Genomic DNA, 12,903 nt, shown 5'->3' with positions numbered 1-12,903 from the left:
CAGCTTGAAGCTTGGAACTCGCCGCTGCTCCCCCCTAGTTCATGAGTTCTTTGACGGCCTTTTCTTGCGCGATGATTTCCTGCTGCCGCGCGTCGATCCTTGAGGCCAGCTGGAAGTTGTTGTTCGCCCGACGTTTGGCGAATTCCAGTTGCTGAACGGCTTGTTTGAAGTCACCCATCAACGCGAAATACTCGGCGCGGGCCTGGTGCGAACCGATGGTATTGCCCGAGAGACCACGGGCATCGGCCACCTGACTCCAGATGTCCGGGTCGTCGGATCGATTTTTGAGCAGCGTTTCAAGGGCTTTCAGCGCTTCCGGCGCCTTGGACTGTTTGAGCAGCACATCGACCTTGGCCTGATTCAGCGGGTAATCGTCCGGGTACAGGTCCAGCATCCGGTTCACCCGCTGCTGCGCGTCGGGGAACCGGTTGTTGGTGATGTCCAGGTTGATCAAGGCCAGGTTGTAGGTGATGTTGTCCGGCGCCTTCTCGATCAGTGGCTTGAGGCTGTCTCTCGCTTCGTTCAACTGACCGGCTTTGGTTTGCGCCAGCGCGAGGCCGTAGCGGGCGGCGTCGTTTTTCGGGTTTTCGGCCATTTGCGCACGGAAGCGCTTGGCGGCCATGCCCGGTGTTTCTTCATAAATCAGCACGACCCGCGCGCGCATCAGCTGGTAAGTGAGGCTGTCCTCCTTGCCCCCCGGTTTGGCCTGTTCGGCACGGTTGCGGGTGTCGGCGATACGGGATTCGGTCACCGGGTGACTCATCAGGAACTCCGGCGGCTTGGCATCGTAGCGGTATTGACGGGCCAGACGCTCGAACATGGTCGGCATGTTGCGCGGGTCGTAACCGGCTTTCTCCAAATTCATGATGCCGATGCGGTCCGCCTCGGCCTCGTTCTGCCGGGAAAAACGCGCTTGTTCCTGAATCGCCGCAGCCTGTGTCCCGGCAATGGCAGCGATACCCGCATCACCGGCACCTGCCACGGCCATGACGATACCGGCGAGCATGGCGGCCATTACCGGCACCTGCATGCGCTGTTGCGCCTGAACGCCACGGGCGAAGTGGCGTTGCGACAAGTGAGCCAGCTCGTGCGCGAGTACCGCCGCGTATTCGCCCTCGGTTTCGGCGTGCAGGAACAGACCGCCGTTGACGCCGACGATCCCGCCGGGGGCGGCGAAGGCGTTGATTTCGGGAGTGTTGATCAGGATGAATTCAAGCCGGCGATCCTGCACCTGACTGGTTTCAGCGAGGCGGTAGACCGACGTCTCGACGAAATCCTTCAACTGCGGATCGGACAGTTGAGGCACTTGCGCGCGAAGCAGCCCCAGCCATGCGCGGCCCAGGTCGTGCTCCTGTTGCGGCGAAACAATGGATGAGCTGGCGTCGCCCAGTGAGGGCAGGTCGTCCGCGAACGCAGGGGTCGCCAGCAGGCATGCGAGCGTCAGCAGTGTGGGGCGCAGAAAATTCATGCACGAAACTCTGAGACAGAAAGGCGTTACTGTAGCTGGCTCAATGGCTTGCTGACCAGAGTGGGGTATTCTTGCAAACTTGTAAGAAGATTCTTCAGCCAGCGCCATTTTCTGTGCGATTTGATGTGTCTACCCGGAGAGAAAAGATGTCTGACGCTGTAGGTCGCCCCGCGACGAGCGATGCCGAGCTGGACGCCAGTGGTCTGAATTGCCCGCTGCCACTGCTCAAGGCCAAGATGGAACTCAACCGTCTGGCGAGCGGCGCTGTCCTCAAAGTGACCGCCACCGATGCGGGTTCGCAGCGTGACTTCCGTACCTTCGCCAAGCTGTCTGGCCATGCGCTATTGCATGAAGAGGCCGCTGACGGCGTTTATCGGTACTGGTTACGCAAGGCCTGACCGTTTTTACCCCTTCGCTTACTCCCCTTTTTGCCCCAAAGGTTCATCGATGTTCAAAGTGCTTCGCGACTGGATGCAGCGTTACTTCTCGGATGAAGAGGCCGTTGTGCTGGCGGTGCTGTTGGTTCTGGCGTTCACGGTTGTTCTGACTTTGGGGGGCATGCTGGCACCTGTACTGGCAGGGCTGGTACTGGCGTTTCTGATGCAAGGTATGGTGGTGCAACTCGAACGCCTGCGCATGCCGGAAGGCGGCGCGGTGGGACTGGTTTTCGCGTTATTCATGGGCGCGCTGGCGCTGTTTCTGCTGGTGCTGGTGCCGTTGCTCTGGCATCAGTTGATCACCCTGTTCAACGAGTTGCCGGGCATGCTCGCCAAATGGCAGTCGCTGCTGTTGCTGCTGCCGGAGCGTTATCCGCATCTGGTCTCAGATGAGCAAGTCTTGCAGGCGATCGAAGCGGCCCGTGGCGAAATCGGCAAGTTTGGTCAATGGGCGCTGACGTTCTCGCTGTCCAGTTTGCCGTTGCTGGTCAACATGATGATCTACCTGGTGCTGGTGCCGATTCTGGTGTTCTTCTTCCTCAAGGACCGTCGGATGATTGGTCGCTGGTTCCGAGGGTACCTGCCTCGCGAGCGTACGTTGATTACCCGCGTCGCCGAGGAAATGAACCGGCAGATCGCCAATTACATCCGAGGAAAAGTCATCGAGATCTTCATCTGTGGCGCGGTGACTTACATCGCCTTCGTCACGATGGGCCTCAATTACTCGGCGCTGCTGGCGATGCTGGTGGGTATTTCCGTCGTGGTGCCCTATGTCGGCGCGGTCGTGGTGACGGTGCCGGTGGCGTTCATTGCGCTGTTTCAGTGGGGCTGGAGCGATCAGTTCATCTATCTGATGGCGGTTTACGGGATCATTCAGACCCTGGACGGCAACGTGCTGGTGCCGTTGCTGTTCTCGCAAACCGTGAGCCTGCACCCAGTGGCGATCATCTGCGCAGTGCTGTTGTTTGGCGGGCTGTGGGGGTTCTGGGGGATTTTCTTCGCGATCCCGCTGGCGACGCTGTTCAAGGCCGTGCTGGATGCATGGCCACGCAATGAACCGACGGTGGCGCCGTTGTTGTAGCAGGCGCCTGAGGTTAGCCGGGACGCTGAGTCTGTAGGAGCGAATTCATTCTGGGCGGCATTCCGACGAAGGATGTCTCAGGCGACAGAAACCCAGGGCCTGAAATGCCCTCTCGCGAATGAATTCGCTCCCACAGTGAAGGGCTGCGTTGGGGCATGAAATCCGAAAGGGTCAGCCTTTATTCAACACCTGCGCCGCTTCCAGCACCGCATCCACATGCCCCGGCACTTTCACGCCACGCCATTCCTTGCGCAGCACGCCGTTCTTGTCGATGAGGAATGTGCTGCGATCAACGCCCAAGTATTCCTTGCCGTACAGCTTCTTCAACTTGATCACGTCGAACAGCTGGCACAGCGATTCATCCTTGTCCGAAATCAGTTCGAAGGGGAATTCCTGCTTGGCCTTGAAGTTCTCGTGGGATTTCAGGCTGTCGCGGGACACACCGAACACCACCGTGTTGGCAGCCTTGAACTCGGCGTACTGATCACGAAAGCCCTGGCCTTCGGTGGTGCAACCGGGGGTGCTGTCTTTGGGGTAGAAATAAATGACCACTTGCTGACCCTTTAGCGCCGACAGGCTGACGGCCTGATCGCTGGTGGCCTGAACCTGAAAGTCGGCAACGGGGGTGTCCAGTTCTACAGCCATTGGGGTTTCCTTACATCGGTGCTTGCGGGCGCCATGGTTCGATCAGCGCGTCGAGGTTGAGGGCATCGGCGAAATCCAGAAACTGATCGCGCAGCCAACTGATCTGCGTGCCGGCCGGCAGCGTCACGGTGAACGTCGCGTTGAGCATCGTGCCCCCGGTCTGCGGCGCCTGGTAGGTGTCGCAGATCAGGTTTTCCAGCTCGACGTTGTGGTCGATGAAGAACTGGCACAGCTCATTGATGATGTCCGGACGGTACGCCGAGCTGACGTAGGCCACGTAGGGCAGGGCTTCCGGACGGCTCTCCAGGGTCGCGCTGCGCACCACATTGACGATGAAGTCGTGTTTCTTCGACAGGTTGGGCAGCCCGGTCTCAAGGCGGGCCAGTGCGTCCCAGCTGCCGGAGACCTGCAGGATCAGGGCACTGCATTCGCCGTGGCGAGTGAGGCGCGAGCTGACCACCGAGCAACGGTTTTCATGACTGGCGCGGCACAGGACGTTGGTCAGCTCCATTGGGTTGGCGCCAAGGGCACTGATGACAAGGAATTGTTCGCGAACTGTGGGGATGGACGACATGCAGCATTCCTAAGCGATGAGCGGTCGGTACATTCTTGGCTTGTGCGGCGGGTCCGGCGGACGAAACACTCGTAACATCGACCCGGGCCGTTGCCGTTCGCGGCCGACGTGAGCCAGTCACATCGAGCAAGAGCGGGGCTGGAGCAGGTTTTGTAACGACGAAAGCGATCAGTCGAACGAGCTGCGCAGATGACCAGTACCGATCAAAGACAGAAGGGTAGCGAAAACCGTCGCTCAGGGGAATGCTCGCCTTGTGCAAGGATCATGGCGCCAGTACCATTACCGCTCTCTTTTTCCGGCAGGAGCGGTTTGCATGATTGCGGGCAGTATGGTGGCACTGGTCACACCTATGGATGCACAGGGGCGTCTTGACTGGGACAGCCTGAGCAAACTGGTGGACTTTCACCTGAAAGAGGGCACCAACGCCATTGTGGCCGTCGGCACGACAGGTGAATCCGCGACGCTCGACGTCAACGAGCATATTGAAGTGATCCGTCACGTCGTCAAACAGGTCGCGGGCCGTATCCCGGTCATCGCTGGCACGGGCGCCAATTCCACCCGTGAAGCGGTCGAGCTGACCCAGAACGCCAAGGACGCTGGCGCCGACGCCTGCCTGCTGGTGACGCCGTACTACAACAAGCCGACCCAGGAAGGCCTGTACCAGCACTTCAAGCACATCGCCGAAGCCGTGGACATCCCGCAGATCCTCTACAACGTGCCAGGTCGCACTTCCTGCGACATGAAGGCCGAGACCGTGATCCGTCTGTCCAAGGTCAAGAACATCATCGCCATCAAGGAAGCCACGGGCGACATGCAGCGCGCCAAGGATATCCTCGCCGGTGTCGACAGCGACTTCCTGGTCTACTCGGGCGACGACGCCACCGCAGTCGAGCTGATCCTGCTCGGCGGCAAGGGCAACATCTCCGTGACCGCCAACGTTGCCCCGCGCGACATGGCCGACTTGTGCAAGGCCGCTATCGCCGGTGACGCCACCACCGCCCGCGCGCTCCACGAAAAACTGATGCCGCTGAACAAGACCCTGTTCATCGAATCGAACCCTATCCCTGTGAAATGGGCTCTGCACGAAATGGGTTTGATGCCGGACGGTATCCGTCTGCCGCTCACCTGGCTCAGCGAGTCCTGCCACGAGCCGGTACGTCAGGCCCTGCGCCAGTCCGGCGTATTGGTTTAATGAGGAAGCACTACGCAATGAAGCGACTGGCCGGACTTTCCGCACTAGCCCTGATTATCTCCAGCACCAGCGGTTGCAGCTGGCTGTTTGGCCAGGACGGGTACTTCCGTGATCGCAGCAGCGATTACCTGGAAGCGACCCAGAAACCCCCGATGCAATTGCCGGAAGGCGTCCAGGAAGCCAAACGCCTGGACCCTCTGCTGCCGATCCCGCGTAACGTGGCCGACGACACGCAGAAGGGTGAGTTCAACGTACCGCGTCCGCAGCCGCTGTCCACTGTTCAGGATTCCGGTGATTACACCCTGCAAAAGAGCGGCGACAACCGCTGGATTCTGGCCCAGCGTGCCCCGGCCGAAGTCTGGCCTGTGGCTCACCAGTACTTCGAAGACAACGGTTTCCGCATCGCCGAAGATCGTCCGCAAACCGGTGAATTCAACACCACCTGGCAGCGCATGGACGAACTGTCCGCTGCCGTGGCCAAGCGCATGGGCGGCACGGGTGACAGCGCCAACACCGAAACCCGCGTGCGCGTTCGCATCGAACCGGGCGTGCAGCGCAACACCAGTGAAGTCTACATCGTCAGCGTTCAGCGCCCGGTCGGCAGCAGTGAAGACTCTGCGTTCCCGTCGCGCAGCACCAACGTGGGCCTGGATTCGGTCCTGACCGACGACATGCTCGCCAGCCTGACCCGCACCGCCGAGAAGGGCGGTTCGGTCTCGCTGCTGGCTGCACGTGACTACGACACCCCAAGCCGTGTCGCCCTGAGCGAAGACGGCAGCGGCAACCCGGTCCTGAACCTGGGCGCCGACCTCGATCGTGCATGGTCCAGCGTGGGCCGTGCCTTGAATCAGGGTGACTGGCGCGTTGAAGACATCAACCGCAGCCTGGGCCTGTACTACATCAACCTGGCAGAAAAGGCCGACAAGCCTGAGAACAAGCCAGGCTTCTTCGGCCGCATGTTCGGCAGTGAAGAGACCAAGGAACAGAAAGAAGCCCGCGCCGACCGTTATCAGGTTCGCCTGAGCAAGGTCGGCGACAACGTCCAAGTGACCGTTGAGAAGAACATCAACACCGTCGCGCCGGTCGAAGTCGCCCGCCGCGTGTTGAGCGTCATTCAAGACAACCTCGGTTAAGTGCGTTTCGCGGTTCTGGGCAGCGGCAGCCGGGGTAACGGCACGCTGGTTGCGAGCAACGACACGTACGTGCTGGTCGATTGCGGTTTCTCCCTGCGGGAAACAGAGCGTCGGCTGGACAGGCTGGGCATCAGCGGCCAACAGTTGAGCGCCATTATGGTGACCCACGAACATGCCGATCACGTGCATGGCGTGGGTTTGCTGTCTCGGCGCTACGACGTGCCGGTCTACCTCAGCGACGGCACCTTGCGCGGCATGCGCAAGCCGGTTGACGCGGGTATCCGGCTGACGGGCGGGCAGGGCGTGCAGATTGGCGACCTGAGCATCGATGTGGTCTCTGTGGCCCATGATGCGCTGGAGCCGACACAGTTCGTCTTCAACAACGGGCGCAAGCGATTTGGCCTGCTGACTGACCTGGGGTCGTACTGTCCGTCGGTGCTCGACAGCTATCGCGGACTGGATGCCCTTATGATCGAGTCCAACCACTGTCGCGACCTGCTCGCACGCGGGCACTACCCCTACTTCCTGAAACAGCGGGTCGGCGGGGAATACGGGCATTTGAACAACCATCAGGCCGCGGGTCTGGTGAACGAGCTGGGATGGCAAGGCCTGCAACACCTCGTGCTGGCCCACCTGAGCAGCAAGAACAACCTGCCGCAGCTGGCCCGGCAATGTTTCGTCGACACCCTCGGGTGCGACCCGGACTGGCTACAATTGGCCGATCAGGATTCAGGGCTCGACTGGCGTGAAATCGCCTGACGTCCCGTACATCACTCTCAATGGGCACCTGGCCCAAGTATTTCGCAAGCGGAGCCCATCATGGAAAAACGTGAAGAACTCTACCGCGGCAAAGCCAAATCGGTTTACAAGACCGACGACGCTGACCGCTTGATCCTGCTGTTTCGCAACGACACCTCGGCGTTCGACGGCAAGCGCATCGAACAGCTCGACCGCAAAGGCATGGTGAACAACAAGTTCAACGCCTTCATCATGCAGAAACTCGAAGCGGCCGGCATTCCGACCCAGTTCGACAAACTGCTGGCCGACAACGAAGTGTTGGTCAAGAAGCTCGACATGATCCCGGTCGAATGCGTCGTGCGTAACTACGCCGCTGGCAGCCTGGTCAAGCGCCTGGGCGTCGAAGAGGGCATCAAGCTCAATCCATACACCTTCGAACTGTTCTTGAAGGACGACGCCAAGGGCGACCCGTTCATCAACGAATCCCATGTCGTCGCGTTCGGCTGGGGCACCGCTGAACAGCTGGCGCGCATGAAAGAACTGTCCCTCAAGGTCAACGACGTCCTGAGCAAACTGTTCGACGACGCCGGCCTGCTGCTGGTCGACTTCAAACTCGAATTCGGCGTGTTCAGCGACGGCTCCATCGTCCTGGGCGACGAATTCAGCCCGGACGGCTGCCGGCTGTGGGACAAAGACACCAAGAAGAAAATGGACAAGGACCGCTTCCGCCAAGGCCTCGGTGACGTCATCGAAGCCTACGAAGAAGTCGCCCACCGCCTCGGCGTCCCGCTTTAAAGCGGAAACGCCGCAAGCGACTGAAAAAACGCGAAAATTTTGAGAAAAAGGTTCGCGTTTTTTTAACAAGCTGTTATGATGCGCGCCGTTGGAGAGATGCCGGAGTGGCCGAACGGGACGGATTCGAAATCCGTTGTACTGGCGACAGTACCTAGGGTTCAAATCCCTATCTCTCCGCCATTACAAATGAAAGCTCCTGAAGTTATGCTTCAGGGGCTTTTTTGTTTTTCTGGAATGGACTCATGACAGACGACGTGCTGACCAGCAAAGCAGCGATAATCACTCGCTGCGTTGCCAGAGCGCGAGAAGAATACGACAAGGACCCCTCGACATTTCTTCTCGACCCCTCCCGCCATGATGCAGCGATTCTGAATATCCTGAGGGCATATGCAGCAGCTTTGGATATGGGTCATCACCTTATCCGTAGAGAGACGCTGGGCGTTCCTCAAAGCGCTCGGGATGTGTTCGAACTGCTGTGCAGAGGCGGGTGGCTGGAGCCGTCTCTCTTGGCGATCATGAAAAACATGGTCGGCTACCGGAATATCGCCGTTCACGAGTACCAGACGCTCCAGTTGCCCATCACTGTGGCAATCATCACGCAGCACCTAGACGATTTTGTCCGTTTCAGCTCGTTTGTATTGACGCGAGATGCGGTCTGACGACCTGAGAAGAGACAACACTCAAAAAAATGCGCCCAACCGGGCGCACTTTTTTCTTACGACTCACTCATCCCAAGGACGGTCGCCGTTCTCATCTTTGACGCGGGTCGGGAGACCCATTACGTCCAGCGCTTTCAGGAACGCCCTGGCAGGCAGTTCTTCGACGTTGACCATGCGCTTCACGTCCCACTCGCCACGGGCGACTAGGAGGGCGGCGGCGACGGGTGGGACACCTGCGGTGTAGGAGATGCCTTGGCTGTCGGTTTCGGCGAAGGCTTCTTCGTGGTCGGCGACGTTGTAGATGAACACTTCGCGCGCGTTGCCGTCTTGGTGCCTTTGACCAGGTCACCGATGCAGGTCTTTTGGGCCTGAAGGTGACCGTGATATTGCGATTCTCCTCAACGGGAGAAGTGATCCCGGAGCGCTATGGCACCTGACAGGCGCACTAGCCGATATCGCGGGCGGGGGGGCTGTAGATCAGGTGGAAATAGGCGCAGCCTCTTCGGTGTTGCTATACCAGATACTCCTAAAGTTCAGCGTCTATGGGCGGAGGTTAACTCCATCGAGCCGTTTTAGGTTGTCGTGCTGAGTAACAAGACAGCGCTGGATGAGGCCCGAGCCGGTTTGTAAGGAGACATTTGAAGTAGTGGACATATTACGGTTGATGATTTGCTAACGAGTAATGCCGGAGCACAAGACAAAGCAGCGCGTGCCCGTTCAGGACTCTTGTCCTAGAGCTTGCTTATCGTACGAGCACTGATCACCCTCATATTCGATATGAACTGGCAGGATCACTACGGTAGGCGCTTTAATTAATATCTGTGCTTCAAAAGCAGAAAAATCAGTATGCAACAGCCTTGGCTTACCTACTAGATCTTGTAGTTGAGAGCTTTTTAGTGACGGAGTAAGGTTCTCATCACTCTCTTAAAGTTAAGTTGAATTGTGAGCGACATTTCTAGTTTTGCTCTAAAGAGAATGGTAGCCAATAAAGGCACATAAAGAAATTAAGGAGATATAAATGAACACTGAAGCTCAAGAAGGTTTTGTACTCGACGCCGCTGCAGTCGAGGCGTTTGCCGATATTCTGAACGATGAGGCCAGATGCGCGCAGGATTCGTGATTCACGAATCAAATAATAATATCTCCGCCGATATCGAGGAAGGTTGCAAGTAAGTAATGAGCGCACGCTGTTCAAGCTTTTGAGCGGCGTGCATCTGAATTTGAACGTTTGCACAGGCTTTAACATGTATCGCATGACTTCAAGTTTGCGTAAAGCATCACTGTCTGAAACGTTGGTCCATGCCAGGCAGCTTGCCTTGCAGTTTGGCATTACTCGTGTCACGAATACGACATGGTTAGATAAAATTGGCATCCCGGTTTTCGCAAGTATTCGCCCAGATGCAGTTGAAGGCTCATTGTGGGTCAGCGCGGGTAAAGGTATGCGTGCCGAAGAGGCACAGGTGGGGGCGTACATGGAGGCAATTGAATTTGCCATCGCAGAGTATCGCAACAGAAACATCGATGTCTTTTTATCAACGCCTCGAAAAGTCGGGGGGCAAGCGGGTTTTGCTTACAGGTTTGTCGACTTTTGTCCCATCCTTGGTAAGTCAATAGATATCGATGGCCCACTGGCGTGTGTCCATGCACAGGACATTGCCACCGGAAAACTATTCGCAATTCCTGCCGAATTGGTGTTTTCTCCGTTTAGCGAAAATCCGGGCCAGCGTATTTTCGGCACCAGCACTAATGGCCTGAGCTCTGGGAATACCGTAGATGAGGCCAGTGTGCATGGCATCGCCGAAATCATCGAGCGCGATGTTCAGGCATTGAACTTCATGAAAAATAGCTCAAGCCTGGTTCGGCGTGATTGTTCGGTCGAAACGCTGGATCCATTGTTCGAACGTGTCGAGCAGGCAGGGTTAATAGCGGTGCTCAGATACACTCCGAGTGTCGTCAAGCTTCCTTATTTCCAAGGGTTCATCCTGGAACCTTCCAATGATGCGCCTATCGCAATTTCCTGTGGCTCCGGTTTGCATTTGTGTCGTGATATTGCAGCGGTCAGGGGCCTAGCCGAGGCGGCGCAGTCGCGTCTGTCATACATTCACGGCGGTCGGGACGACTTGATCGAGCGGTTTAACTATTTCAGCGCCGATAGCCGTCAGGCCGAACTCGATGCTGTTGCTCGCTTGCGGCACGACGTTAACGACAGTGTTGGGGCTATCGACTTCTCTTCTATCGAAGATGCTAGCCACGAAACCCAAAGCATAGATTCAGCGCTTGGATGCCTGCTCGAACGGCTGAGAAACAATGGCTTCAGCCAAGTTATGCGAGTAGTACTGAGCAAAAAGGATTCACCGCTGGCTGTAGTTAAGATTGTCATTCCGGGCATGGAGTCATTCCAGCCTGCGCTCAAACGCGCAGGCCGTCGTCTGTTTCGCTACATCGCACGTTAAGACGGGGAAAATATGACGCTGCATCTATTCGTAGGGCCTACGGCATCAGGTCTGAGACAAGTTCTAGCCGAACAGTGCGAAATCATTGTGCATCCTCCCGCCAGGCGGGGTGATATCAAATCGCTGGTAGACGAATCGCCCCTTCCAGGCTCCATCGCGATTGTGGATGGTACTTTTCACAGCTTTCCCTCGGTGGGCCATATCGAAATTCGGCGTGCAATTCAGAAGGGATGGGCCGTTTGGGGCCTAGCGTCAATGGGGGCTATTAGGGCATGCGAGATGCGTTTGTTGGGGATGCGAGGTTACGGGGGCGTCTACAGACAATATTGCGACGACATCGAGTTTGATGATGACGAAGTGACGTTGGTTCATGAAATTGACTCGCCTTATCGTGCAATGTCAGAACCGCTAATACACATTCGTAGTTTTGTCAGTACGTTACGGGAAAAACAGTTTCTTTCCCCGGAAAATGCTTTGGCAATCGTAAGCGATTTGAAAGAGCGATGGTATGCGGAGCGAACTCTGGCTAGGTTGAAAAGACTACTGCTGGAGACTGGCAATATGTCGGTTCACGACGTCGAAGACGCGCTGTCAGGCTTCGAGGCCTTCCGGATCAAAAGCCAAGACTTGCACAATTTTCTGTTGTCCCGGTGCTGGCGCACCAATTGTCTGAGTTGAACAGCCAATGAACGCTCAAGCATTTTTTGAAGCTATAGGCGGCTTGCCTTTCATTAACGATGACGCCCAAGCCACGATCTTGCTGACTGCTGTTGCGTGTATCCGGCGAAACTCTGAGCCGGATGCCCACGAAGTCTTGGCTGATTATCTGCTGCCGGAAAATGCTCGGGCCTTGTACAAACGCTTAGCCAGAAGTCAGGTCGATGAATTTGAGTCGACTCCCTGCTCGAGTCTGGAACAACAAAAAATCACTGCAGCTACCGCTAATGTCTGCCAAACGAATGAGGGTTGGCGCTGTTTTTTTGCGATTCCGATTCGCTATCGAAAGCTGGTGCAGCCGATGAGCAGTTCGACCAGTGCCTTGATCCCGCAGACAATTTATCTCGGGAAACGTGCATTTGAGTCGAACATTCCTCTTGAGGAGGTATTGGTACATGAACATGCGCATGTCTGGCTAAATTTCGTGATGGAGGCTTATGACCTGCAGACGGAAGATGCCCCGAGGGACTATGTATTGCCGTCGGGGACGAGTGGTAAGACATTGAGAGGGGTAATGGCGGCCGCGCATTTTGCCGCAGCGGCTCTGAAGTTTTATCGTCGCCAGAACAATCAGTCGGCCTCTTCCAGTCGGCAGGCTTACCTGCGTCAGTACCTGGCCGGATGCCTCGATATTGCATCGCAGAGGCCAAGTTTCACCCCCATGGGAAGTCTAGTAGCTCGCGCTTTGAATGACTTCTATCAGGATTTTACCATGTGACCAGAAGGAATCATCGAATGACTCATATCACTATTGCCAGTCAGTTTTCTAATTTTACTGATGGCCGCAAATCCTGGATGTCGGCGTGTACCAACGCTCAACAGTTGATGGATGAACTTCGGAATGATGAACCGTTGTTGTTCAATTCTATTGTAGATGGCAGCTACCGCCTGAAACCGTTTGTCAGTCTAGTCATCGACAACATTCCGTACGCAGATGAAGACCCGTGGCAGGAGATTTCTCTAACGCCTAATTCCATTGTTCTAATTATTAGCGCTGTGGCGGGAGGTTGA

The 12,903-nt window shown here is 56.8% G+C and carries 14 protein-coding genes, 1 tRNA gene and 1 pseudogene; 12 read left to right on the top strand and 4 right to left on the bottom strand.

Annotated features, from left to right (window positions below; translation table 11 throughout):
• Positions 1 to 34 precede the first annotated feature (34 nt).
• Positions 35 to 1,468 carry a M48 family metalloprotease gene (locus ACWKWE_RS07800; protein WP_483850186.1) on the bottom strand — a complete coding sequence of 478 codons (1,434 nt, stop codon included), beginning with the start codon at positions 1,466 to 1,468 and terminating at the stop codon, positions 35 to 37.
• Between the two features lie 146 nt (positions 1,469 to 1,614).
• Here ACWKWE_RS07800 and ACWKWE_RS07795 point away from each other — a divergent pair, with 146 nt between their 5' ends.
• Together ACWKWE_RS07795 and ACWKWE_RS07790 are read left to right on the top strand one after the other, a co-directional pair.
• Positions 1,615 to 1,866, top strand: coding sequence for a sulfurtransferase TusA family protein (locus tag ACWKWE_RS07795; RefSeq protein ID WP_166596350.1), 252 nt, complete (start codon positions 1,615 to 1,617; stop codon positions 1,864 to 1,866).
• Positions 1,867 to 1,915: 49 nt separating this feature from the next.
• The gene (locus ACWKWE_RS07790) at positions 1,916 to 2,986 is read left to right on the top strand and encodes an AI-2E family transporter (protein ID WP_166596351.1); all 1,071 of its coding nucleotides are present in this window, start codon (positions 1,916 to 1,918) and stop codon (positions 2,984 to 2,986) included.
• Between the two features lie 171 nt (positions 2,987 to 3,157).
• Here ACWKWE_RS07790 and ACWKWE_RS07785 read toward each other — a convergent pair whose 3' ends face one another.
• Positions 3,158 to 3,631 (bottom strand): peroxiredoxin, encoded by a 474-nt coding sequence (locus tag ACWKWE_RS07785; RefSeq protein ID WP_401149262.1) that lies wholly within the window; start codon positions 3,629 to 3,631, stop codon positions 3,158 to 3,160.
• A gap of 10 nt (positions 3,632 to 3,641) precedes the next feature.
• Positions 3,642 to 4,205, bottom strand: a complete 564-nt coding sequence (locus tag ACWKWE_RS07780; protein WP_483850185.1) for a glycine cleavage system transcriptional repressor — start codon at positions 4,203 to 4,205, stop codon at positions 3,642 to 3,644.
• 313 nt (positions 4,206 to 4,518) lie between these two features.
• On the opposite strand from ACWKWE_RS07780, the gene dapA reads away from it, so the two are divergent.
• The 6 genes from dapA to hepT all read left to right on the top strand — a co-directional run bounded on the left by dapA (position 4,519) and on the right by hepT (position 8,722).
• Positions 4,519 to 5,397, top strand: a complete 879-nt coding sequence (dapA, locus tag ACWKWE_RS07775; RefSeq protein ID WP_166596354.1) for a 4-hydroxy-tetrahydrodipicolinate synthase — start codon at positions 4,519 to 4,521, stop codon at positions 5,395 to 5,397.
• Positions 5,398 to 5,414: 17 nt separating this feature from the next.
• Positions 5,415 to 6,530: an NlpB/DapX family lipoprotein gene (locus ACWKWE_RS07770; RefSeq protein WP_483850184.1), complete on the top strand. Its 1,116-nt coding sequence runs from the start codon at positions 5,415 to 5,417 to the stop codon at positions 6,528 to 6,530.
• The gene (locus tag ACWKWE_RS07765; protein WP_483850183.1) at positions 6,531 to 7,289 is read left to right on the top strand and encodes an MBL fold metallo-hydrolase; all 759 of its coding nucleotides are present in this window, start codon (positions 6,531 to 6,533) and stop codon (positions 7,287 to 7,289) included.
• Between the two features lie 60 nt (positions 7,290 to 7,349).
• Positions 7,350 to 8,063 (top strand): phosphoribosylaminoimidazolesuccinocarboxamide synthase, encoded by a 714-nt coding sequence (gene purC, locus ACWKWE_RS07760; RefSeq protein ID WP_166596357.1) that lies wholly within the window; start codon positions 7,350 to 7,352, stop codon positions 8,061 to 8,063.
• 90 nt (positions 8,064 to 8,153) lie between these two features.
• A tRNA-Ser gene (locus ACWKWE_RS07755) sits at positions 8,154 to 8,243 on the top strand.
• A 62-nt stretch (positions 8,244 to 8,305) separates the two neighbouring features.
• Entirely contained in the window at positions 8,306 to 8,722 is a 417-nt protein-coding gene (gene hepT, locus ACWKWE_RS07750) for a type VII toxin-antitoxin system HepT family RNase toxin (RefSeq protein ID WP_483850182.1), read from the top strand.
• Positions 8,723 to 8,785: 63 nt separating this feature from the next.
• Here the strand turns inward: hepT and ACWKWE_RS07745 are convergent.
• Positions 8,786 to 9,084: pseudogene (locus ACWKWE_RS07745) on the bottom strand (saccharopine dehydrogenase); the annotation flags it as partial.
• Between the two features lie 801 nt (positions 9,085 to 9,885).
• Between ACWKWE_RS07745 and ACWKWE_RS07740 the strand changes: the two are divergent.
• The 4 genes from ACWKWE_RS07740 to ACWKWE_RS07725 are packed head-to-tail and all read left to right on the top strand — an operon-like array spanning position 9,886 to position 12,903.
• Positions 9,886 to 11,175, top strand: a complete 1,290-nt coding sequence (locus tag ACWKWE_RS07740) for a YcaO-like family protein (protein ID WP_483850181.1) — start codon at positions 9,886 to 9,888, stop codon at positions 11,173 to 11,175.
• Between the two features lie 12 nt (positions 11,176 to 11,187).
• Positions 11,188 to 11,853, top strand: a complete 666-nt coding sequence (locus tag ACWKWE_RS07735) for a TfuA-like protein (protein WP_483850180.1) — start codon at positions 11,188 to 11,190, stop codon at positions 11,851 to 11,853.
• Between the two features lie 7 nt (positions 11,854 to 11,860).
• Positions 11,861 to 12,610 carry an aKG-HExxH-type peptide beta-hydroxylase gene (locus ACWKWE_RS07730; RefSeq protein ID WP_483850179.1) on the top strand — a complete coding sequence of 250 codons (750 nt, stop codon included), beginning with the start codon at positions 11,861 to 11,863 and terminating at the stop codon, positions 12,608 to 12,610.
• Positions 12,611 to 12,627: 17 nt separating this feature from the next.
• A complete protein-coding gene (locus ACWKWE_RS07725; RefSeq protein ID WP_483850178.1) occupies positions 12,628 to 12,903 on the top strand; it encodes a hypothetical protein in 276 nt (91 codons plus the stop codon).

This window comes from Pseudomonas salicis (assembly GCF_057128705.1).
The sequence above is the reverse complement of the archived record's forward strand: the minus strand, read 5'-3'. Positions and strand labels throughout refer to the sequence as shown.